This is a genomic window from Microbacterium sp. TNHR37B (assembly GCF_001620065.1).
Classification (GTDB): domain Bacteria; phylum Actinomycetota; class Actinomycetes; order Actinomycetales; family Microbacteriaceae; genus Microbacterium.
On record NZ_LQGV01000003.1, the window covers coordinates 1,244,859 to 1,265,674 of the forward strand.

The window sequence follows — 20,816 nt, forward strand, 5'->3', positions numbered from 1 at the left end:
CGATTATCAGTAGGCGTACGCTGGGCGCATGACCCGCACGCCTCTCGCCCTCGTCGCGCTCCTCGGAGCCTCCGCCCTCGTCCTCGCCGGCTGTTCGTCCACGCCCGGCGGTGCGACAGGGGGCAACGGCGACGGCAAGATCCAGGTCGTCGCCTCGACGAGCGTCTACGGCGACATCGTGGAGGCGATCGCCGGCGACGCCGTCGACGTCACCTCGATCGTCGCGTCGACCAGCCAGGACCCGCACTCCTACGAGGCCTCCGCCGCCGACCAGCTGACGGTCTCCCAGGCCGATCTCATCATCGAGAACGGCGGGGGCTACGACGCGTTCATCGACGGCCTCATCGAGGCGACGGGAAGCTCGGCCCACGTCATCACGGCCGCCGAGTTCTCCCACGACTGGCCCGGCAACGAGGGTCACGACCACGCCGACGGCGATGACCACGATCACGCGGACGAGACCGACGCGGCTGACGACCACGATCATGGCGACCACGAGGGCCACGACCACATCGAGGGCTTCAACGAGCATGTCTGGTACGACCCGCACACCATGGAGCACCTCGCCGAGGCGATCGCCGAAGAGCTCACCGAGCTCGCCCCGGCCGATGCCGACGCGTTCCAGAAGGGGCTCAGCACGTTCGTCGCCGGGATCGGCGATCTCGAGACGTCGCTGGCGGACATCTCCGCGGCGCACGAGGGCGACAAGATCTTCGTCACCGAGCCGGTTCCGCTGTACCTGACCGCGGCCGCGGGACTCACCAATGTGACCCCTGAAGCGTTCAGCGAAGCGGTCGAAGAGGGCCAGGACGTGCCGCCGGCCACTCTCCTCGAAGCCGACAAGCTCCTGAAGGCGGGCGATGTGCGCGCCGTCATCGCGAACGCCCAGACCGGTGGCGCCGAGACGACGCAGGTGATCGAGACCGCGAAGGCCGCCGGCATCCCCGTGATCGAATTCACCGAGATCCTGCCCGAGGGCAAGACCTACCTCACCTGGATGGCGGACAACATCTCGACGCTCGCCGCTACGCTGAACCGGTGACCCCCGAGCAGGACCCGCAGGCGGAGCCGGTGCTCCGCATCCGGGGAGCGGCCTTGCGGCGGGGACATCGAGAGTTGTGGAGCGGGCTCGACCTCGATGTCCGCCCGGGAGAGCTGGTGGCCGTTCTCGGTCCGTCGGGATCGGGAAAGACGACCCTCCTGCGAGCGATCCTGGGGCTCGAGCCCCTCTCCGAGGGCACGATCACGGCGCTGGGCGAGAGGGTGCGCGGTCGTGGCAACCGTCGCATCGGCTACCTCCCGCAGGCCCGTCCGCTGACCGACACGGCCCTGCGCGGACGCGACCTCGTCGCGCTCGGGGTCGACGGTCACCGCTTCGGGCTCCCGTTCCCGCGGCGCGGCGACCGGGCACGCATCGACGCCCTCGTCGAGGCGGTCGGCGCCTCCGCATTCGCCGATGAGCCCGTCGGGGTGCTCTCCGGCGGTGAGCAGCAGCGCCTGCGCGTGGGCCAGGCGCTGGCAGACGACCCGCGGCTCCTCCTGTGCGACGAACCGCTGACCAGTCTCGATCTCGCCAATCAGCAGGCGGTGGTCCGCCTGATCGACGATCACCGCACGACGGGCGCCGCGGTGCTCCTGGTCACCCACGACATCAACCCGATCCTCGGCAAAGTCGACCGCATCCTCTACATCGCCAACGGCCGCTTCACCCTCGGCGCCCCGAAGGACGTCCTCACCTCGCCCGTGCTGACCGACCTCTACGGCGCACCCGTCTTCGTCCTGCGGGCAGGAGACCGCCTCGTCGTCGTGGGCGCTCCCGATGCCGACGCCTCGCATCACCATCACGACGACCACCTCCACGAAGGCGGTGCCGCGTGAACTGGGCCGACATCGGCGACGCGCTCTTCGGCGGACTGGCCGACTACGGGGAGATCCTCGCCCTCGTCTCCAACTCGCTGTGGGCCGGCGCGGTCCTGGGCCTCGTCGGAGGGCTCATCGGCGTGTTCGTCATGCAGCGCGACATGGCCTTCGCCGTCCATGGGATCAGCGAGCTGTCGTTCGCCGGCGCCGCCGCGGCGCTCCTGGTGGGCGCAGACGTCGTGACCGGCTCGGTCGTCGGCTCCCTCATCGCGGCGGCGCTCATCGGATCGCTCGGCGCCCGGGCGCGCGACCGCAACTCGATCATCGGAGTGCTCATGCCGTTCGGCCTGGGCTTGGGGATCCTCTTCCTCTCGCTCTACAACGGCCGCAGCGCCAACCGGTTCAGCCTGCTCACCGGCCAGATCGTGTCGGTCCAGAACGCTCAGCTGGGATGGCTCATCGGGATCTCGGCGGCGGCGCTGCTCGCTCTGCTCCTCATCTGGCGCCCGCTGCGTTTCGACTCGCTCGACCCGCAGTCGGCGGCGGCGCGCGGCGTCCCGACGACCGTCGTCTCGCTCGGCTTCATGCTGCTGCTCGGTCTCGTCGTGGCGGTCGCCGTGCACATCATCGGCGCGCTTCTCGTGATGGCGCTCCTGGTGACCCCGGCGGCCGCGGCGATGCGCGTCGCCAGCGGACCCCTGGCCGTGCCGCTGCTGTCGGCCCTCTTCGGGGTCGTGGCCGCCGTCGGCGGGATCCTCCTCGCCGTGATGGGCACGTTGCCGGTGAGCCCCTACATCACCACCATCTCGTTCGCCATCTACCTCGTCTGCCGCGTGGTCGGAGGGCGTCGTGGGCGCGTCACGCGCGCCGTGCGGGCGTGACGGCTCCCAGCCCGCTCCGAAGCCGCGCGAGTAGACTCGGGGCCATGGCCCAGCGGAACACCTGGCAGCGCGATCGCGTGCGCACGGCGCTCGCCGACGCTCAAGGGTTCGTGAGCGCACAGGATCTCCACGCGACGCTGCGCGATGAGAACACCGGGATCGGACTCGCGACCGTCTACCGGGCTCTGGCCACCCTCGCCGCCGGCGGCGAGGCCGATCAGCTCCAGAGTCCCGAGGGCGAGGCGATCTATCGGGCGTGCTCGAGTGAGGGTCATCACCATCACCTGATCTGCCGCAACTGCGGGACCACCGTCGAGATCAAGGCGACCGACGTCGAGGAGTGGGCGCAGCGCACCGCCGCCGCCCACGGGTTCACCCGCGCCGAGCACGTCGTCGACATCTTCGGGCTGTGCGCCGCGTGCACGGCCGCCGGGGCCGCCGAGCGTTGAGCGAGCCGCGGTCGTCCGACCCGACACGGACGGGTGTGCTCCGCTCGGACCTGCGCCGAGCAGAGCGTGAGGCGTCGACGAGCGCACCCGCCGGGCCGGCGCACGGTCGCGCTCCCGCCGCGCCGCGAGCCCGTGCCGTCCCCGCCGCGGGCAGCGCGTCCGGCGGGAAGATCCTCGCGGTGGTGGCGGGAGTCCTGCTGGTGGCGGCGCTGATCCTCGTCGCGCTGTGGGCTCCGGGCCCGGCGCTCCCTACTCGTGCGCAGGACGGCCTCACCCTCGCCATCAGCGTTCTCATCGAGTCGCTGCCCTTCGTCGTGCTCGGCGTGATCCTCTCGATCGTCGTGCAGGTGTGGGTGCCGCCGGGAGTGATCGAGCGGTGGATGCCGCGCAATGCCTGGGGGCGCCGCGCGGTGCTGTCGCTTCTGGGCATGCTCATCCCGGTGTGCGAGTGCGGCAACGTCCCCTTTGCCCGCGGGCTCCTGATGCGCGGATTCAGCGTGCCCGAGACGCTGACCTTCCTGATCGCGGCGCCGATCGTCAACCCGATCGTCATCATCACGACGCATCAGGCCTTCGGGTTCGACGACGGGATCCTGATCGCGCGGCTCCTCGGCGGCTATGCGATCGCCAACCTCATCGGATGGCTCTACAGCCGGCACCCCGACCCGGACGGACTGGTCACCGATCGTTTCCGGGCCACGTGCGAGATCGTCGAGACCGAGGGCGGCGGACGGGGACGGCGGAGCCTTGCCCAGTTCGTCGTGGAACTGCGCGCCGTCATGCCGGCGCTCGTCATCGGCTCGGGCGTCGCGGGGGCGGTGCAGGTGCTGGTGCCGCGTGACGCGCTCCTGGCGATCGGCTCGAACCCGGCGCTGTCGATCGTCGCGATGATCGCGCTCGCCATGATCGTCTCGATCTGCTCCAACGTCGACTCGTTCTTCGCCCTGTCGTTCGCCTCGACCTTCACGCCCGGCTCGATCGTGGCGTTCCTCCTCGTCGGCCCCCTCGTCGACGTGAAGATGCTGGCCCTGCTGCGGACCACGTTCCGCAGCCGCGCGCTGGCCGGAATCGTCGCGGTGGTCGTCTTGTCGGCCGTCGCGATCGGAGGGGCGGTGAACCTCCTTGCGTAAACGGATCGGGCACCTCGGCACTCGGCTTCTCGGTGTCGGCCTCGCCGCAGGCCTCGCCGCCGTGACGATCGCGCTGGCCCTCACCGACCAGCTGGCCCTCTACATCAGCCCGTCGTCCAACTGGTTTGCGATCTCGATGGCGGTCCTCGTGCTCGTCGGCGCCGCGGTGAGCGTCGCTCTGCCGCTCGGAGCGGAGGCCGACCACGGTCACGACCACAGCCACGACCACAGCCACGGTCACGCCTCTCCCGACCACGGGGTGCACGCCTCGCCGCCGTCCCGGGTGCCGCGGGTGACCGGGAGCGGCATCGGCGCCGCCGTGGGCGGACTCGTGGCGACGGGGATCGTCGCGGCGATCGTGACGGTGCCGCCGGCCACGCTGTCGGCGGAGCTCGCGATGTCGCGGGAGACCGGATCGGCCCCGCTCTTCCAGGGCGCCGACACCGTCGCGCTCGCCGCCATGGGCGATACGTCCACCTTCGGAGTGGGCGAGTGGTCGAGTGTCTTCGCGACGGCCACGAACCCGGAGACGTTCGACGGCGAGAAGGTCACGCTCACGGGATTCGCGACACCCGGCGAAGGGGGCTTCGACCTCACCCGGCTCGTCATCACGCACTGTGTCATCGACGCGCAGCCGGCCCGCATTCCCATCGCGACCGGCCACGCGCCCGACACCGGGCAGTGGGTCACCGTGACGGGGACGATCCGCGACGTGGACGGCCGGCTGCAGGTCACGGCGAGCACGGTCGAGCCGGTCGCGCAGCCGAAGGACCCGTATGAGTACTGACGACCGTCGTGCGCGCGAGGGTGATCGGCGCCGGTCGGCGGGTCGTCATCGCCGTGGCCGCGCGTTCACGGCATCGTTCACGATCGTCCTCGGCGTCCTCGCCGTGATCGGCTTGGGAGGCGCCGCGCTGACCACGGTGCAGGGGCCCCGCGTCATGTCCACCGAGTTCGACCCCGCCGCCGCGGTGACCGCTTCCGGTTCACGTCTCCTGTTCACCACGACGCAGTCGCTCGCCGAGGTCGACCCCTCGCAGGTGAGCGTGAGCCCCGCCGCCGACTTCACGGTCGACACCTCCGGTCGCACCGTCGGCCTGCGCTTCTCGCTCCCGCTGTGGGACGACACGACCTACACGGTACGGATCACCGGGGTCGCCGGGCTCGGCGGCGGACCTCCGGCAACGATCGAGGACTCCTTCACCACGCCCGCCCTCCAGGTCTACCTGCTCGAGAGATCCGACGCGGACGACACGATCTTCCGCTCCGATCTGGCGGGCGATGCCGCGGTACCGGTGTTCCGCCACGACCACATCGAGGACTTCCGTGCGACCGCCTCGCACCTCGTGGTCTCGACGGTGGATGCGGACGGGCGGTCGCACCTCATCGTGACCGACCTCGACGGAACCGGTCAGCGAGAGCTGCTGCTGCCGGGGACCGGGAGCGTCACCGACCTGCAGAGCGCCGACCGCGGAAACCTCATCGGCTACACCTTCACCGATGCCGACATCGGCGCCGACGGCGGCCGCGAGAGCGCGCTGTTCACCGCGTCGCTCTCCGCCTCACAGGCACAGACGCCTCCGACGCCGATCGAACGGGCCGGAGGTGACTCGCGCGTGGACGACTGGCGCTTCGTTCCGGGGACCGACACGATCCTCATGCTCACCTTCGACGGCGCTCTCACCCTCGTCTCGGCCCCGGACGCCTCGGGGCGGACCGCCGACCCGGTCGCCCTCGGCAACGCCGTGGCGATCGACAGCATCGCTCGGGGCTCCACCGTCGCGATCGTGGAGCGCGCCGACGGCCCGCTCGCCATCGATCTCGCCACGGCGGAGGAGAAGGAGGTGGCTCCCACCGATCCCGGGCTCGGTCAGGCGTCGTCGGTGCTCGCGCTCGCCGACGGCTCGACCCTCCGCCTCCTGACCCGCCTCGATGCCGACGGAGTGACGGTGGAGCAGACCTCGGTCGCGGTCGTGGATGCCGACGGCGCCGGTGCGCGTTCGGTCTTCACGGTGCCACCCGATGACGCGCTGCTGCAGGCGTGCATCTCGCCCAGCGGGCGGTATGCGGCCCTCCTGGTCGCCCCGAACGTCGTCGACAACCCGTACGACGGATACCTCCTTCCGCTGCCGGAGCGCCTGCAGACCCACGTCGTCTCCCTCGCCGACGGCGCCGAGGTCGTCGCGCTCCGCGGGTTCGACGTCTCCTGGTGTCAGGGGGCGCCGCGGGGATGAGCGCTCCCGGATTCGTGCCCGCCACCCGTGAGGCCCTCACCGCCCTGCCGCGGGAGGTGGCGCCGACTCTCCTGGGTGCCCTCCTGCGCACGACGGTCGACGGTGTCGAGGTGGCCGTCAGGCTCACCGAGGTCGAGGCGTACCACGGGCAGGGGACGGGCGATCACGCCGACCCGGGTTCACACGCCCGCATGGGCCGGACGGCGCGCAACGCGACCATGTGGGGCGAGCCGGGCCACTTGTACGTCTATCTGAGCCACGGCATCCACTCCTGCGTCAACGTCGTGTGCGGTCCCGACGGCGTGGCCGGCGGAGTGCTCCTGCGCGCGGGCGAGATCGTCGAAGGGATCGAGGCGGCAGGGCTTCGACGTCCCGCGGCCCGTGCGCTCCGTGACCTCGCCCGCGGTCCCGGTCGCCTCGGCGACGCGATCGGACTCCGCCATCCCGTGCACGACGGGATCGATGCGATTCGCGGCGTTCCCCGCGCCGGCGCGGTCGCCCGCCTCTTCCTCCCCGAGGAGCCCCCGCCGCACGTGTCCGCCGGGCCGCGCGTCGGGGTCGCCGGCATCGCGGGAACGGAGGCGTTCCCCTGGCGGTTCTGGATCACGGGCGACCCCACGGTGTCGCCGTTTCGTTGGGGACGCGGCGCCGCCGAGCTCGCCCGCGACGCGCGCGACCGCCCCGTGTGACACCGCCCGTGTGATACTGACCACGAGGCGTGATCCTGACTGGGGCTCAGCCCTCGAGAGGGGAAGACATGTCAGCGTTGCGGGTGCTGTTCATCGGCGGGACGGGCGTCATCAGCGCGGCATGCGTGGCCGAAGCCGTTCGTCGGGGGCACGAGGTGCACCTCCTCCACCGCGGGCGGGAGCAGCGTCGCGAGGTCCCCGACGGCGTCATCGTCCACCGCGGCGACATCCGGGAGGAGGAGTCGGCCCGACGCGCGCTGGAGGGCGAGGAGTTCGACGTCGTCGCGCAGTTCCTCGCCTTCGTCCCGGAGCACATCGAGACCGACCTTCGCCTGTTCACCGGGCGTACGCGCCAGTACGTCTTCATCAGCTCCGCCTCCGCTTACCAGACCCCGCCGGCCCGGCTTCCGGTCACCGAGTCCACCCCGTTGCGAAACCCGTTCTGGGAGTACTCCCGGAACAAGATCGCGTGTGAGGACCGCCTCGTCGCGGCTTACCGGGAGGCGGGCTTCCCGGCGACGATCGTCCGGCCGTCGCACACCTACGACCCGACCCTCATCCCGATCGACGGCGGATGGACCGCGATCGCGAGGATGCGGGCGGGGGAGCCCGTGATCGTCCACGGCGACGGGACGTCGTTGTGGACCCTCACCCACCACACCGACTTCGCGCGCGGCTTCGTCGGGTTGCTGGGACGCTCCGACACCGTCGGCGAGGCCTTCCACATCATGGGAGACGACGCCCCGACGTGGAACGAGATCTACACCGAGATCGCGCGGGCGGCCGGCGTCGCCGAGCCCGACCTCGTCTACGTCCCATCGACGGCTATCGCTGCCGCCGATCCCGAATGGGGAGCGGCCCTTCTCGGCGACAAGGCGCATTCGATGCTCTTCGACACGACGAAGATCCGGTCGATGGTTCCCGAGTTCCGCACCACGGTGCGCATCGCCGAGGGCGCCCGCCAGATCGTCGAATGGTACGACGCCCACCCCGAGGCGCAGACGATCGACGGGGACTATGTGCGGCTCGCCGACGAGCTCGCCGCCCGCCATCGGCCGCGCCCCTGAGTGGCACGACGGGCGTGCTAGACTGACTCTTTGTCTGCGCGCACTCCAGCACGCAGTTCGTATCCCCTCCTCAGCTCAGGCCGGAAACGGCCGGATGAGGCGTGGATGCAGACAAGGGATCTTGGGTGGCACCGTCCGGTGTCACGGTACTAAGGAGAATCACTATGGCAGCAGTGTGCCAGGTGACCGGAGCAGTTCCCGGCTTCGGTCACAACATCTCGCACTCGCACCGCCGGACGAAGCGCCGCTTCGACCCGAACGTGCAGAAGAAGACCTACTACGTTCCGTCGCTCGGTCGCAAGATCACGCTGAACGTGTCGGCTAAGGGCATCAAGGTCATCGACGCCCGTGGCATCGAGTCGGTCGTCAAGGACCTCCTCGCGAAGGGTGTGAAGCTCTAATGGCGAAGAAGGCTCAGGACGTCCGTCCCATCATCAAGCTGCGCTCGACCGCCGGCACGGGGTACACCTACGTGACGCGCAAGAACCGCCGCAACAACCCCGACCGCATCGTGCTGAAGAAGTACGACCCGGTCGTCCGCAAGCACGTCGAATTCCGAGAGGAGCGCTGATCTCATGGCTAAGAAGAGCAAGATCGCGCGCAACAAGCAGCGCGAAGAGGTCGTCGCCCGCTACGCCGAGAAGCGTGCCGAGCTGAAGAAGACCCTCGTCGACCCGAACGCCACCGATGAGGCCCGCGAGGCCGCTCGCGTCGGCCTGCAGAAGCTCCCGCGCAACGCGTCGCCGGTGCGTCTGCGCAACCGCGACGCCATCGACGGCCGCCCGCGCGGCCACCTGTCGAAGTTCGGCATCTCGCGCGTCCGCTTCCGCGACATGGCGCACAAGGGCGAGCTGCCCGGCGTCACGAAGTCGAGCTGGTAAGCACACCACGCACGCGAAGGCCGGAATCCTCTCGAGGGTTCCGGCCTTCGGCGTTCCCGGGTCCGCCGGTCCCGCGGGGGCCTCAGGAGCCACTTCCGTCACATCTGACCCTCGACACGCCGTGAGAACGACGCCAGATGTCCCGAAATCCGCGGTTTTCCGCGCTTCGTAGGTATATTCGGGGGCGGTCCAACCGACCAGCCGGCGACTCCCGTCGTCCGGTCCGAAGTAACTGACGGCCTTCGCCGTCTGGAGGACAACCCCATGGCTATCACCAAGACCGAGCTCGTCGCCAGCATCGCTTCCGCGACGGGCCAGAGCCAGTCCGCTGTCTCGGGCGTGCTCGACGCGCTGTTCTCGACCGTCTCCGAGGCCGTTGCCAAGGGTGACAAGGTCACGATCCCCGGCTGGATCGCGTTCGAGCAGGTCGAGACCTCGGCTCGTACCGGCCGCAACCCGCAGACGGGTGCGGAGATCAAGATCCCCGCGGGCAAGCGCGTCAAGGTCACCGCGGGCTCGAAGCTCAAGGCTGCCGTCAAGTAAGACGACACCGCACGAAGGGGGATGCCGAGAGGTGTCCCCCTTCGTCGTCCCCGGCGGCGGGTCCGCCGTAGGCTGGGGGAGTGAACTCCCGCGCGCTCCGACTCGCCGGGCCGGTGATCCTCCTCGCGGCGGCGGTGGTGACACTTCTGCTCGGGTTGCTGCTGGGTGGCGGCGCCGCCCCGCTCCTGTTGCTCGACCCCGGCCCGATCGTCCGGTGGGGGCTGCCCGCGGCCAAGCTCATCGTCAACCTCTCGGCGGCGGGCATGGCGGGTTCTCTCGTGCTGGCGTTGTTCGCCCTCCGCTCCGGGGAAAGACCCTTCGACGTAGCGCTGGACACCGCCTCGGTCTCCGCGGCGGTCTTCACCGTCAGCTCCGCCGTCACGACGTTCCTCACGTTCGTCAACATCTACAACGCGACGCCGAGTCCCGACGCCCAGTTCGGTCAGCAGCTCGGCCAGTACCTCATCGGCACCGACCCGGGCCGCGCCTGGACGATCACGACGATCGCGGGAGCGGTCCTCACCGTCCTGACCTTCGCGGTCCGCGGCTGGACGACCACCCTCCTCATCGCCCTCGTGGCCGTCGCAGCCCTCATCCCCATGGCCACGCAGGGACACTCGGGCGACGACGCCAACCACAACGCTGCGGTGATGGCGCTGGCGCTCCACATCATCGGTGCGGCGGTCTGGCTGGGCGGACTCGTCCTGCTCGTCGTGGTGCGACCCGTCATGGAGCGTGGAGACATCCCGCGGATCCTCGAGCGCTACTCCAGCATCGCCCTCGCGGCGTTCTTCGTCGTCGCCCTCGCCGGGACGGCCCGGGCGATCGCGGGGGGAATCGGGCTCGCGCAGCTGGCGACCCCGTACGGCACGCTCCTGCTCGTCAAGGTCGTCGCGCTGATCGCGATCGGACTCCTCGGTGCCTGGTACCGCGGCCGGCTCATCTCGCGGATCTCGCAGGCGGCGGTCTCCCGGACCTTCTGGGCCCTCGTCGCGCTGGAACTGGCCTTCATGGGGATCGCGAGCGGCGCTGCCGTCGCCCTCTCCCGCACGCCGCCCGCCGTCGACACGGGCCTCCCCGAAGTGCGTACGCCTGCCGAGTGGCTCACCGGTGCGCCGCTCCCCCCCGAGCTCACCCCGGACCGCTGGTTCACCACGTGGGATGTCGACGCGCTCTGGGCGTTCGCGACCGGATTCGGACTGTTCTTCTATCTCGCCGGCGTCTGGCGCCTCCGCCGTCGCGGTGATCGGTGGCCGATCCATCGCACGGTGCTGTGGGTGCTCGGTCTCGTGCTGCTGTTCTGGGTGACCTGCGGGCCGATCAACGCCTACCAGGACTACCTCTTCAGCATGCACATGGTCGGACACATGCTGCTGTCGATGGCGATCCCGATGTGTCTCGTCTTCGGCGCGCCCGTGACTCTCGCCGCGCGCGCGATCCGCAAGCGCGACGACGGTTCGCGGGGCGGGCGGGAATGGATCCTCTGGGCCGTCCACACTCCGTTCGCCCGAGTGGTGACCCATCCCCTCTTCGCGGCCGCCATGTTCATCGGGTCGCTCTGGGCCTTCTACTACAGCGACCTCTTCCGCTGGTCCCTCTACGACCACCTCGGGCACGAGTGGATGGTCGCCCACTTCCTCATCTCCGGCTACCTCTTCGTCCAGTCGCTCGTGGGCATCGATCCGGTTCCCTACCGTCTGCCGCACGCGTTCCGCCTTCTCACCCTGATCGGCGTGATGGCGATACACGCGTTCTTCGGCATCGCGATCATGATGTCGTCGGGACTGTTCGTCGCCGAGTGGTTCGGTTCGATGGGCAGAACCTGGGGGGATCCGCCTCTCGTGGATCAGTACACCGGCGGAGGCATCGCCTGGTCGATCGGCGAGATTCCGACCCTGATCCTCGCGATCGTCGTCGCCGTCCAGTGGAGCCGTTCCGACGAGCGGGCGCAGCGACGGTCGGACCGGCAGGCCGACCGGAGCGGCGACGCGGAGCTCGAGGCCTACAACGCCCGCCTCGCGGCCCTCGCCGCGCGCGACGCACGGCGCTGATCCGCGCCTCCCCGGCCATCCGCACCGCCGCTCTGTCCCCAGATCGTCACCTCCCGTACCGCACCCCTTTGCGCCGTCGCCTAGGCTCGTCCACGAACGACTGCTCATGACTGACGACCGAGAGAGAGGCCTGATCGTGTCCGTCGACACCCTCGCGATCGTCATCAGCGCGGCGACCCTCCTCCTCGGCTTCGTCACCGCGTTCGGTTGGCTCGTGAGCCGGATGGACGCGCGCATCGATCGGGTGGAGCACGGACTGGCTCAGCGGATCGAGCGGGTGGAGCACGAGCTGGCTCAGCGGATCGAGCGGGTGGAGCACGAGCTCGTCGAGGTCAAGATCGCCGTCGCCCGCATAGAGGGCCCGCCACGTCACCTCGTCACGCGATAGCGAGCCAGCGCTCGAGTCGGGTCAGTCGGCGGAGCCCACGTTGATCGAGGCGCTGCCGTCGGGAAGGATCGTGATGTCCCCGTCGATGAAGAACGGGATGTCTTCGTCGAGGGAGCGGATCGACCCGTCGAAGATCGACTGGATGTCCACCTTGATGTGCGCGACGGCCTGCGTGCGACGGATCCGCCAGTCGGCACCGTCCGGTTCCAGGGTCACCGTGGGCTGGTCCGCGATCGACCAGGTGGGTTCTCCGACGATGCGGTTGCGTACCGTGAGGCCGAACGGGCACCCCGTCGGCTGCAGCACCCGCTGAGTCGCGCACTCGTCCAGGAAGTCCTCCACCTTCTCCTGCACGACCTCGACGAACTTGTCGGTTGCCTGCGTCTGCACCTCCACGGGAATCTCGGCACGGGGCTTGTCCGAGAGCACCGCGACGCCGGGGCTGGCCGACAGGGCGGTGTCGACCGAGATCGAGTACAGCCCGGGAGAGAAGACGAGCAACGACACCGGATCGAGCGGGTCCGCGTCATTGCCGTCGGGGGAGACCTGACGCTTGTCGATCTCGAAGCCGTTGACCTGGAACTGCATCGCGCCCCGCACGGTCAGGTCGATCACGGCCAGCGGGCTCGTCGCGAACCGCCAGGAAGGAGCGATGCCGATCGTGCCGGCACGTTCAACCGCGAACGTGGTCTTTCCGGCGTGCGGTCCTGCCCGGTAGCCGACGGTGACGGAGGTGACCCCGTCCTTCTCCGTCGTGCTCAGAACCTCGATGTCGGTGATCGGCGCCAAGGCGTCCCGTCGCAGGAGAGCGTCGGCGGCGTCGGTCGGAAGGCCGGCCTTCTCGAACTGGGCGGCGTCGACGCGGACGCCCGGAACGGCGAGGGCGTCGGTCGCACGGCCTTGGGAGAGGAGGTCCAGATAACGGGTGACGAACGCAGCAGGGCTGTAGAGGCGGTCGTATGTCACGGCGCCACCCGCATAGACGGCGCCGGCCAGCAGCACTCCCACCACGGCGAGGGCGGTCAGGTCGAAAGCGAGGCGGGGGCGGCGCCGACGGCGTCGCGGCGCGGCGGCGACGGCCTCGCCGGCCTGCTCGTCGCTCTCGTCCCGCTCCACTGCTTCAGTCTAGGAAACCGTCCCTGACAACTCCCCCCGACGCCCGACAACTACCATGGGATCGGTGAGCACCCCGGCTTCGTCCTCCGTGCGGGCCCTGTCGCCCGAGCAGGATGAGCTGTTCCGGCTCATCGAGGACACGCGGCAGCACGTGTTCGTCACCGGCCGCGCGGGGACGGGGAAGTCGACACTCCTCCAGCACCTCGCCTGGAACACGGAGAAGCAGATCGCGGTCTGCGCGCCCACGGGTGTGGCTGCCCTCAACGTGGAGGGGCAGACGATCCACTCCCTCTTCCGCCTCCCGATCGGGCTGATCGCCGACAGCGAGCTGGAGCAGTCGGAGCCGGCGCGGAAGATCATGAACGCGATCGACACGCTCGTGATCGACGAGATCTCCATGGTCAACGCTGACCTCATGGACGCGATCGATCGGTCGCTCCGGCAGGCACGCCGGCGCCGGTCGGAGCCCTTCGGCGGCGTGCAGATCGTGATGTTCGGAGACCCGTATCAGCTCTCGCCGGTGCCGCCTCGCGGTGATGAGCTGCGGTACATCCGGGACCATTACCGCTCGTTCTGGTTCTTCGACGCCCAGGTGTGGGCAGGCCCTCGCGGCGACGCGGGGGCGATCCGCTCCGACGGACTGCTGGACCTCGGCCGGGTGGGTGCCCCGCTCCACATCCGCGAGCTCCGGGAGATCCACCGGCAGTCCGATCCCGAGTTCAAGATGATGCTCAACGCGGTGCGGCACGGGATCGTCACCGCCGAGATCGCCGGAAAGCTCAACGCCGCGGGCGCTCGGCCGGTACCCGAGCCCGTGGATGGCGAGCCTCCCATCATCACCCTCGCCACGCGCAACGACATCGTCAACCGCATCAATCAGCGCCACCTCGACGCTCTTCCCGGACCGGTGCAGAGGGCCCGCGCCGACGTGACGGGCGACTTCGGGCGCGGCGAGACGTATCCGGCAGACGTCGAGCTGCAGCTGAAGGTGGGCGCGCAGGTGATGTTCCTCCGCAACGACCTCGGCGGCAAGGGCGACGGTCCTCGGTGGGTGAACGGGTCCATCGGCACGGTGACACGCATCGCCGGCGGCACGGTGCGCGTGGAGCTCGACGGCGAGGAGCACGATGTCGAGCCCACGGTGTGGGAGAGATTCCGCTACGCCTACGATCCCGGCAGCCGCAAGCTCACCCGCGACATCGTCGCGGAGTTCACGCAGTTCCCGCTGCGCCTGGCGTGGGCGGTGACCATTCACAAGTCGCAAGGCAAGACGTACGACCGCGCCATCATCGATCTCGGATCCGGTGCCTTCGCCCCGGGCCAGACCTACGTGGCCCTGTCGCGCCTGACGAGCCTCGACGGGCTGTACCTGTCCCGCCCTCTGCGACCGAGCGACATCCTGGTCGACGCCGATGTGCGCCGCTTCATGGCCGCCGTCCGCGCCGCGGGCGGCTGAGCCCTCGCCGCCCCCGCCGCGTCCATCCCCTTGTTCGAGAGCACATGCTCTCAGCGAGCGCCTACGTTATCGGCGGCGAGGACATGTGCGCTCGGTGACAGCATGTGCTCTCGCGGGAGAGAACGCAGGAGGGCCGATGGAAGGGGTCAGGCGGTCTGGGCGGAGCGCTCCTTCGCGGCGGCGAGGTCGTCGAACAGCTCGGTGTTGAAGCGGTAAGCGATCAGCACCTCGTCGATCACGCGCTCCTGCTCGGCCGCATCCCAGGGCGCGGCGTCGAGCTGCTCGCGGTAGACCTCTTTGAAGGCGGCCGGGTCGGCGATGTCGTCGAAGAGGTAGAAGCCGATGCCGTTCGTCTCGAACCCGAACTGACGCGCCATGAGCTTGCCGATGAACTGGCCGCCGGAGAGGTCGCCGAGGTAGCGCGTGTAGTGGTGGGCGACGAAGCCGCCGGACCACGTGGCCGCGACCTGCTGGATGCGCTCGACGTAACGGCGTGTCGTCGGCAGTGGGGCGATCCGCTCCCGCCAGTCCTCTCCGAGGAGGAACTCCAGGTCGGACTCCAACGCGGGCAGTCGCGTGAGCCGCTCGCTGATGAAGGGGGCGGCCACCGGGTCGGCCTTCATCCGCTCGGCGGCTGCTTCGAGTGCCTCGTAAATGAACCAGTGCTGCGCGACGAGGGCGATGTAGTCGTCGCGGGTGCCGCGACCGCGCATCAGGTCGGCCATGAAGCCGGCGTGCTCGCTCCCGGAGTGGGCGGAGGAGGAGCGCTCGCGGAGGGCGGTGGAGAACGGGATCAGCTCGGCCATGCGATGAGCATAGCGGAAGTTAGGTACAGCTAACCTGAAGGTTTCCTTTCGAGGGTCGTGCGGCTCAGGCGTGCGGGCGGGGCGTGACGCCCAGACGCTCACAGGCGGCGTCGTACAGGGCGACGACCTCGCGCCGCACCTCGGGGCGCTCCGTGATCGGTCCCCCCGGCCAGGGAATCGTCACCGTCTCCTGCGCCCCTGTCGCCGTGACCACCTGCCACCGGCCGCCGTCGCCGTCGAAGTGCACCATCTCGGCGGAGACGACATCGGGAACCGCCGAGAAGGCGCGCGTGATGAGCACGTTGTCGTCGACGTGATCGTTGTTCATGTGCCCCAGCACGCCGCGCAGAGTGGTCTCGTCGAATTCGTGAGTCATGACAGTCACCCTATTGACGCTCGCGGTACGGCCGCTCGTCCGGGGGCCCGCGAAGCCATGACGTAGGCTGGAAAGGAACACTCGGGGGGGTGATGGGATGAGGCGGAACCGGCGCGCACGCGTCGTGTGGGCGGTTCTCGCGGCAGCGACGATCGGCGTGATCACCGGTTGCTCTCCGTCCCCCACCGTCGAGCACGAACCCCTCCCCCAGGTCGACGCCGCCTTCCCGTCCGCGGTCCAGGAACAGCTCACGACGGCGGTGACGACCGCGATGGCGGCCACCGGCTCCACCGGAGCGATCGTCGAGGTGCGGGCACCCTGGGCCGGCGTATGGCGCCAGGCCCTCGGGACGCAGACGCCGAAGGGCGGTGCCGTCTCGCCCGACCTCGCTTTCAAGGCGGGCCCCATCACGCGCACCATGACCTGCGACGTGCTCTACGGCATGGCGCATCGGGGGATCGTCCGTATCGACGATCACCTGACACGCTGGCTGTCGGGCTATCCGTCGGCGGAGGGCATCACGCTCGGCGACCTGTGCGACAGCACGAGCGGGCTGAAGTCGTACGCGAAGGAGATCTCCGACCGGTGGTACGTCACTCCGGAGCGGGTGTGGAAGCCGAAGGAGCTGGTCGCGTACGGCATGTCGACAGGGTTCGACGGCGAGCCGGGAACGGCCTACCGTGACTCCGACACCGGCTATGTGCTGCTCGGCCTCGCGCTCGAGCGGGCCGGGGGCAAGAGCGCAGCCGACCTCTTCGACGAGTACGTCTTCGAGCCCCTCGGAATGGAGTCCAGTTCGCTGACCTCCGGCTCCCGCACCGGTACCGGCGTGCTCACCGGCCAGCGGTCGGCGAACGACGAGGACGGCAAGATCGACTGCACCGCTCCCGTGGACGTCACCGCGGTCTCCGGGTCTGCCGGGTTCACCGCGGCGGGGGCGTTCTCCACGGTGGACGACCTCAGCGACTACATCCAGGCCGTCGCCCTCGGCACGCGCTCCTTCGACACCGCTGCGCGGTTCGCCGACTCGCTCCCCACCTCGAGCACCGCACCGACGTGGTTGACGGCTCGCGGCGGCGTCGTGCAGGCGGCGACGCTGGTGGGGCAGGCGGGGGCCGTGCCCGGCTACCTCACCGCCGTCTTCGCCGACCGTGAGACCGGGATGTCGGTCGTGGTCGTGCTCAACAACTCTCGGGCGAGTGGGGTGGCTGCGCGCGATCTCGCCTGGGAGCTCGCGGCGACCGCCTCGAAGGCGCCCGCGGCGGCGGGAGAGAAGGCTCCGGAGGGCGGCCGGCTGCCGTGGGAGCCTCAGACGTACGCCGACAAGATCGTCGACGCGGCCATCTGCCCCCTGCCGTGAACCGCCGGGCGGGTGCGGCGTCCGCGTTCGTGGTCATCGGCCTCGCCTGTCAGGAGATCGGTGCCGCGGCGGCCGTGCACCTGTTCCCGCAGGTCGGGCCGCTCGGGGTCGTCATGCTCCGCCTCGTCTTCTCCGCGCTCATCCTGTTGCTGATCGCCCGCCCGCGGATGCGCGGGTACACGCGAGCGGACTGGGCGGCCGTCGTGCGATTCGGTGTCGTGCTGGGGGTGATGAACGCCCTGTTCTACCTCGCGCTGCAACGGCTTCCGCTCGGAGTCACGGTGACGATCGAGGTGCTCGGGCCTCTCGTGCTGTCGATCGTCATGAGCCGTCGGGCGTCCGCGTGGGGATGGGCGGCGCTCGCGTTCGCGGGAGTGCTCGCTCTCGGTGGCGGCGGGTGGGACCGCCTCGATCTGCTCGGGGTGCTGTTCGCCCTCGGGGCGGCGGCCAGTTGGGCGTTCTACATCCTGTCGTCGGCCCGGGTGGGGGCGGTGTTCCCCCGTCTCGACGGGCTCGCGTGGGCGATGGCCGTCGCCGCGGTGCTGTCGCTGCCGTTCGGGGTGGCCGGAGCCGGCAGCGCGCTCCTTCGGGTGGACCTCGTGGCGCTCGGCGCCGCGGTGGCTCTGCTCAGCTCGACCATTCCGTATGCGCTGGAGCTCATGGCGCTCCGGCGCCTTCCCGCGTCCGCGTTCTCGATCCTCATGAGCCTCGCCCCCGCCACCGCGGCGCTCGCGGGTCTGGTGCTTCTCGGCCAGAGGCTCTCGTGGATCGAGGTGGCGGGAATCGCCGTGGTGATCGCCGCCTCGATGGGAGCCGTCCGCTCCTCCGCCCGCCGCACCCCGATCCCTCCCGTCAGCTGACGCGAGTGTCCACGACGCGCCGGGCCCGGGGCGCCCCGGGCGGCGTGTCGTGGACACTCGGCGGTGGGGGGTGGGGGTCAGGCGGTGCCGAAGGGGTTGTCGACCACGTAGCGCCAGCCGTGGGCCTCGTCGAACACCGCGACGTCGGCGGTGGTGCCCGACAGGGCCACCTCGCTGCCGTCGGGACCGGTGCCGGTGATGCTCCAGTCCGCGATCGCGAGGCCGGTGTTGCCGCTGCGGAAGGTGTGGCGGACGGTCATCTCGATCGGAAGCTGCAGGCCGAGGAACTGCTCCAGGGCGCCGCGGACGGCGTCGGCGCCGGTGACGGGCGTTCCGGGTGCCGGGACGAAGACCACGTCGTCGGTGTTGAGAGCCATCAGGCCATCGAGGTCGCGGGCGTTGAAGCGCTCGGCGAAGGCGAGGTTGAGCTGGTCGAGTTCGGTGACGGTCATGAGTGTGTCCTTTCCGGAGGGCGCACGATCGCGCGCTCCAGAGAGGAAGACGCCACGGCGTCAGGAATGTGACATCACGACGCGATCTCGTCGTCGGTGAGCATGCCGCTGCGCCGACAGCCCGCGAGCGCCCGGCGCGCACGGCTGATCCGTTGACGGACGGCGGCGGGACTGAGACCCAGCCGGACGGCGATCTCCTCGGCGCTCAACTGGTCGACCGCGCTCAGGAGCAGGGGTTCGCGCAGAGTGTCGGGCAAGTCGTGCAGGGCGCGGACCGCTCCGTCGAAGACCACCCGCGTCTCCACCTCCTCGGCGACGCTGTGCGGATCGGGAGCGGCGTCCTCCCACGGCGACTCCTCCCGCCGAGCGCGCCACCGAGCGAGATCGACGGCGGCGTTTCGGGCGATCGTATCCAGCCACGAGCACATGCCGCCCGGGGTGACGTTCTCCAGCCGCTCGACGGAACGCCAGGCGCGCAGCAGGACGGTCTGGGCGACATCGTCGGCATCGTCGATCGGCACGCCGAGAGAGATGCTGCGGCGACGGAGCCGCTGCGGGTCGGCGGAGATCATCGCGGTCAGCGAGGCCCGGGCATCGGGTCCGGGCTCCGGCTCCGGCTCTGGAGAGGGCGTGGCGCGCAACATCGACTCCGTTCCTGCGTCGTCCACAGAGGCAGCGCGCGGAAGGGCGAGAGTATTCCGAGGGGGCGACCGTCAGCATCGGCCGTGGACCATCACAGGGCGCGCAGCAGCGAGTCGACGGAACCGAAGCCCACGGCTTCGGCGACCGCGGCGCGGGTGAGCTCGGGGCGCTCCGTCATCAGTCGGCCGGCGGCGGCGGCGCGGACGGTGCGGAGCGTCGCCGCGAAGCTCGTGCCCTCCGTGCGGAACGCCTCTTGGAGGCTGCGGCGGGACACGCCGAGCCGGCCGGCGACCGACGCCGTGTCGATGGACTTGTTCGGGTACTCGTCCATCACGATCTCCATCGCCGCGCCGAACAGCGTCAGCCGCTGGCGGGGCTCGCGGCTGGCCAGCAACTGGATCGCGGTGCGGGCGACCTCTTCGGCGGCGGTGCGAATGGGCTGCGAGTCGGCGAGGTCGGCGGGGTCGAGCCGGCACACCCCCGCGGCGAAGGCGTAGGCGGGGAGGAAGGCGCCGGGGAGCCCCGGGGTCTCGTCGGGTCTCCCCGAGGGGGCGATGCCTTCGCACATCCGCGCGGGCACGCTCAGATACACGACCTCGGTGGGGGTGCTGGACGACCGCATCACGATCGGCTCGGTCCCCGGGAGGAGCAGGCGCGCCCCCGCAGGCCCCGCCGTCGTGCGTGCGGCACCGTCGACCGCGAGGTGGCCCCGTGAGACGAGGAGCAGCGCGGCACGGTCGATCGAACCCTCGTCGCGGTCCCAGAGCAGAGTGAACGGGGGCACCACGGCGTGGACGAACGTCATCCCCGGGAACTGCGCGGCACGGGCACGGAGGGGGACGCCCGTATCGAGCTCGAGGAACCGGATGTTGGCGGTGTAGAAGTAGTCGGCCATCCGCTGGGCGCGGGGCAGCTCCCGCGGATGGGAGAGGTGGATGTCGAGGCGGTGGAAGTCCTTCTCGGCGAAGACGTGCGCGCGGCGGACGCGACGCTCTTGTGCCGGCGAGAAGGTCCCCGGTGCGGTGCCGCTCGACTCGTTCATGGGTCTCCGTCCGCGGCATCCGGGAGGGGAGTGGGGGGGCAGCCGCTCCCGCCATTATGTCGAGCCGACGGTCTCACGCGGTACCGCAGTTCGCGCGTCCGTCGGCGCAGGTCGCGCAATCGCCTGGCGAGACGGGGCAATCTGTGGGCCTCGACGTGCCCCTGGGAGGCGTATCCGCTGCGGACGCGGCGGGCCGTGCCGCACTTCGCGCGCCGGCGGATGCAGTCTGCGCGCCGGCCGCTCCGGCGCCCGCGGCTGCGCCATCATCGAGCCAGAAGTGCCCCGATCCTTGAGCACTTCGGTCCTCTCGTCCGCCCCTCTCGGGCTCGTCGCGATGCCTCCCCCAGCGCATCCGCAGCGGATGTGAGCGATCGGTCCGTACCCCCGCGTGAGCCTCGCTCCGCGGGGGTACGTCGTTGTCCTCGAGTTCGTAGTGAACATTCGATTGCGCATCGGTCGTGAACATCTCGTTGACCGATCGTGTGGCAACTTCTATAGTGATCCTCGAGCCGCAGTGAAATCGATTGTTCAGA

Annotated in this window: 24 protein-coding genes; 18 read left to right on the top strand and 6 right to left on the bottom strand. The window is 70.1% G+C overall.

Translation table 11 applies throughout. The features are described 5' to 3' along the window. The first annotated feature begins 28 nt into the window (after positions 1–28). From AVP41_RS13775 to AVP41_RS13845, 15 genes are all read left to right on the top strand, one after another. On the top strand, positions 29–1,042 hold the full coding sequence (locus tag AVP41_RS13775; protein WP_067165483.1) for a metal ABC transporter solute-binding protein, Zn/Mn family: 1,014 nt from the start codon (positions 29–31) through the stop codon (positions 1,040–1,042). Continuing rightward, positions 1,039–1,878, top strand: a complete 840-nt coding sequence (locus AVP41_RS13780; protein WP_067165485.1) for a metal ABC transporter ATP-binding protein — start codon at positions 1,039–1,041, stop codon at positions 1,876–1,878. The genes AVP41_RS13775 and AVP41_RS13780 overlap by 4 nt, the downstream gene beginning before the upstream one ends. Next, positions 1,875–2,741 (top strand): metal ABC transporter permease, encoded by an 867-nt coding sequence (locus tag AVP41_RS13785; protein ID WP_067165488.1) that lies wholly within the window; start codon positions 1,875–1,877, stop codon positions 2,739–2,741. The genes AVP41_RS13780 and AVP41_RS13785 overlap by 4 nt, the downstream gene beginning before the upstream one ends. Positions 2,742–2,785: 44 nt before the next feature. After that, a complete protein-coding gene (locus tag AVP41_RS13790) occupies positions 2,786–3,190 on the top strand; it encodes a Fur family transcriptional regulator (RefSeq protein WP_067165491.1) in 405 nt (134 codons plus the stop codon). 170 nt (positions 3,191–3,360) lie between these two features. Further along, complete coding sequence (locus AVP41_RS13795) at positions 3,361–4,320, top strand: permease (protein ID WP_067166027.1); 960 nt, start codon at positions 3,361–3,363, stop codon at positions 4,318–4,320. Beyond that, complete coding sequence (locus AVP41_RS13800) at positions 4,313–5,107, top strand: TIGR03943 family putative permease subunit (RefSeq protein WP_067165495.1); 795 nt, start codon at positions 4,313–4,315, stop codon at positions 5,105–5,107. Before AVP41_RS13795 ends, AVP41_RS13800 begins: the two co-directional genes overlap by 8 nt. Beyond that, the gene (locus AVP41_RS13805; RefSeq protein ID WP_067165498.1) at positions 5,097–6,554 is read left to right on the top strand and encodes a hypothetical protein; all 1,458 of its coding nucleotides are present in this window, start codon (positions 5,097–5,099) and stop codon (positions 6,552–6,554) included. Before AVP41_RS13800 ends, AVP41_RS13805 begins: the two co-directional genes overlap by 11 nt. After that, positions 6,551–7,243: a DNA-3-methyladenine glycosylase gene (locus tag AVP41_RS13810; protein WP_067166031.1), complete on the top strand. Its 693-nt coding sequence runs from the start codon at positions 6,551–6,553 to the stop codon at positions 7,241–7,243. The genes AVP41_RS13805 and AVP41_RS13810 overlap by 4 nt, the downstream gene beginning before the upstream one ends. A 68-nt stretch (positions 7,244–7,311) precedes the next feature. Continuing rightward, complete coding sequence (locus AVP41_RS13815; protein WP_067165501.1) at positions 7,312–8,310, top strand: SDR family oxidoreductase; 999 nt, start codon at positions 7,312–7,314, stop codon at positions 8,308–8,310. A gap of 164 nt (positions 8,311–8,474) precedes the next feature. Then, positions 8,475–8,711 (top strand): 50S ribosomal protein L28, encoded by a 237-nt coding sequence (rpmB, locus tag AVP41_RS13820; protein WP_060959747.1) that lies wholly within the window; start codon positions 8,475–8,477, stop codon positions 8,709–8,711. Continuing rightward, entirely contained in the window at positions 8,711–8,881 is a 171-nt protein-coding gene (rpmG, locus tag AVP41_RS13825) for a 50S ribosomal protein L33 (protein ID WP_029145259.1), read from the top strand. Before rpmB ends, rpmG begins: the two co-directional genes overlap by 1 nt. A gap of 4 nt (positions 8,882–8,885) precedes the next feature. Continuing rightward, positions 8,886–9,191, top strand: coding sequence for a 30S ribosomal protein S14 (rpsN, locus tag AVP41_RS13830; protein WP_067165504.1), 306 nt, complete (start codon positions 8,886–8,888; stop codon positions 9,189–9,191). 264 nt (positions 9,192–9,455) lie between these two features. Continuing rightward, complete coding sequence (locus tag AVP41_RS13835) at positions 9,456–9,734, top strand: HU family DNA-binding protein (protein WP_067165507.1); 279 nt, start codon at positions 9,456–9,458, stop codon at positions 9,732–9,734. A gap of 80 nt (positions 9,735–9,814) precedes the next feature. After that, positions 9,815–11,785, top strand: coding sequence for a cytochrome c oxidase assembly protein (locus tag AVP41_RS13840; protein WP_067165511.1), 1,971 nt, complete (start codon positions 9,815–9,817; stop codon positions 11,783–11,785). 106 nt (positions 11,786–11,891) lie between these two features. Next, on the top strand, positions 11,892–12,173 hold the full coding sequence (locus AVP41_RS13845; protein ID WP_067165515.1) for a hypothetical protein: 282 nt from the start codon (positions 11,892–11,894) through the stop codon (positions 12,171–12,173). Positions 12,174–12,194: 21 nt separating this feature from the next. On the opposite strand, the gene AVP41_RS13850 is transcribed toward AVP41_RS13845, so the two are convergent. Further along, positions 12,195–13,289: a hypothetical protein gene (locus tag AVP41_RS13850; RefSeq protein WP_067165518.1), complete on the bottom strand. Its 1,095-nt coding sequence runs from the start codon at positions 13,287–13,289 to the stop codon at positions 12,195–12,197. A 55-nt stretch (positions 13,290–13,344) separates the two neighbouring features. Here AVP41_RS13850 and AVP41_RS13855 point away from each other — a divergent pair, with 55 nt between their 5' ends. Continuing rightward, positions 13,345–14,745 (top strand): ATP-dependent DNA helicase, encoded by a 1,401-nt coding sequence (locus AVP41_RS13855; protein ID WP_067165521.1) that lies wholly within the window; start codon positions 13,345–13,347, stop codon positions 14,743–14,745. Positions 14,746–14,891: 146 nt separating this feature from the next. On the opposite strand, the gene AVP41_RS13860 is transcribed toward AVP41_RS13855, so the two are convergent. Together AVP41_RS13860 and AVP41_RS13865 are read right to left on the bottom strand one after the other, a co-directional pair. Next, positions 14,892–15,551, bottom strand: a complete 660-nt coding sequence (locus tag AVP41_RS13860; RefSeq protein WP_067165524.1) for a biliverdin-producing heme oxygenase — start codon at positions 15,549–15,551, stop codon at positions 14,892–14,894. 64 nt (positions 15,552–15,615) lie between these two features. Continuing rightward, positions 15,616–15,927, bottom strand: coding sequence for a DUF2470 domain-containing protein (locus tag AVP41_RS13865; RefSeq protein ID WP_067165527.1), 312 nt, complete (start codon positions 15,925–15,927; stop codon positions 15,616–15,618). A gap of 97 nt (positions 15,928–16,024) precedes the next feature. Between AVP41_RS13865 and AVP41_RS13870 the strand changes: the two genes are divergently transcribed. Both AVP41_RS13870 and AVP41_RS13875 read left to right on the top strand, forming a co-directional pair. Then, a complete protein-coding gene (locus AVP41_RS13870; RefSeq protein ID WP_067165531.1) occupies positions 16,025–17,287 on the top strand; it encodes a serine hydrolase domain-containing protein in 1,263 nt (420 codons plus the stop codon). Then, entirely contained in the window at positions 17,284–18,147 is an 864-nt protein-coding gene (locus AVP41_RS13875; RefSeq protein WP_067165534.1) for an EamA family transporter, read from the top strand. Before AVP41_RS13870 ends, AVP41_RS13875 begins: the two co-directional genes overlap by 4 nt. 77 nt (positions 18,148–18,224) lie before the next feature. Here AVP41_RS13875 and AVP41_RS13880 read toward each other — a convergent pair whose 3' ends face one another. The 3 genes from AVP41_RS13880 to AVP41_RS13890 all read right to left on the bottom strand — a co-directional run bounded on the left by AVP41_RS13880 (position 18,225) and on the right by AVP41_RS13890 (position 20,283). Continuing rightward, positions 18,225–18,599: a YybH family protein gene (locus tag AVP41_RS13880; RefSeq protein WP_067165537.1), complete on the bottom strand. Its 375-nt coding sequence runs from the start codon at positions 18,597–18,599 to the stop codon at positions 18,225–18,227. Between the two features lie 74 nt (positions 18,600–18,673). Next, positions 18,674–19,243 carry an RNA polymerase sigma factor gene (locus AVP41_RS13885; RefSeq protein WP_067165540.1) on the bottom strand — a complete coding sequence of 190 codons (570 nt, stop codon included), beginning with the start codon at positions 19,241–19,243 and terminating at the stop codon, positions 18,674–18,676. An 89-nt stretch (positions 19,244–19,332) separates the two neighbouring features. Then, positions 19,333–20,283: a helix-turn-helix domain-containing protein gene (locus tag AVP41_RS13890; protein WP_067165543.1), complete on the bottom strand. Its 951-nt coding sequence runs from the start codon at positions 20,281–20,283 to the stop codon at positions 19,333–19,335. Positions 20,284–20,816: the final 533 nt, after the last annotated feature.

Bases quoted from the DNA above. Each gene is read 5' to 3' on its own strand.
- AVP41_RS13775 (WP_067165483.1), top strand. From the start codon at position 29: ATGACCCGCACGCCTCTCGCCCTCGTCGCGCTCCTCGGAGCCTCCGCC.
- AVP41_RS13790 (WP_067165491.1), top strand. From the start codon at position 2,786: ATGGCCCAGCGGAACACCTGGCAGCGCGATCGCGTGCGCACGGCGCTC.
- AVP41_RS13805 (WP_067165498.1), top strand. From the start codon at position 5,097: ATGAGTACTGACGACCGTCGTGCGCGCGAGGGTGATCGGCGCCGGTCG.
- AVP41_RS13810 (WP_067166031.1), top strand. From the start codon at position 6,551: ATGAGCGCTCCCGGATTCGTGCCCGCCACCCGTGAGGCCCTCACCGCC.
- AVP41_RS13815 (WP_067165501.1), top strand. From the start codon at position 7,312: ATGTCAGCGTTGCGGGTGCTGTTCATCGGCGGGACGGGCGTCATCAGC.
- rpmB (WP_060959747.1), top strand. From the start codon at position 8,475: ATGGCAGCAGTGTGCCAGGTGACCGGAGCAGTTCCCGGCTTCGGTCAC.
- rpmG (WP_029145259.1), top strand. From the start codon at position 8,711: ATGGCGAAGAAGGCTCAGGACGTCCGTCCCATCATCAAGCTGCGCTCG.
- rpsN (WP_067165504.1), top strand. From the start codon at position 8,886: ATGGCTAAGAAGAGCAAGATCGCGCGCAACAAGCAGCGCGAAGAGGTC.
- AVP41_RS13835 (WP_067165507.1), top strand. From the start codon at position 9,456: ATGGCTATCACCAAGACCGAGCTCGTCGCCAGCATCGCTTCCGCGACG.
- AVP41_RS13845 (WP_067165515.1), top strand. From the start codon at position 11,892: ATGACTGACGACCGAGAGAGAGGCCTGATCGTGTCCGTCGACACCCTC.
- AVP41_RS13855 (WP_067165521.1), top strand. From the start codon at position 13,345: ATGGGATCGGTGAGCACCCCGGCTTCGTCCTCCGTGCGGGCCCTGTCG.
- AVP41_RS13860 (WP_067165524.1), bottom strand. From the start codon at position 15,551: ATGGCCGAGCTGATCCCGTTCTCCACCGCCCTCCGCGAGCGCTCCTCC.
- AVP41_RS13865 (WP_067165527.1), bottom strand. From the start codon at position 15,927: ATGACTCACGAATTCGACGAGACCACTCTGCGCGGCGTGCTGGGGCAC.
- AVP41_RS13870 (WP_067165531.1), top strand. From the start codon at position 16,025: ATGAGGCGGAACCGGCGCGCACGCGTCGTGTGGGCGGTTCTCGCGGCA.
- AVP41_RS13880 (WP_067165537.1), bottom strand. From the start codon at position 18,599: ATGACCGTCACCGAACTCGACCAGCTCAACCTCGCCTTCGCCGAGCGC.
- AVP41_RS13885 (WP_067165540.1), bottom strand. From the start codon at position 19,243: ATGTTGCGCGCCACGCCCTCTCCAGAGCCGGAGCCGGAGCCCGGACCC.
- AVP41_RS13890 (WP_067165543.1), bottom strand. From the start codon at position 20,283: ATGAACGAGTCGAGCGGCACCGCACCGGGGACCTTCTCGCCGGCACAA.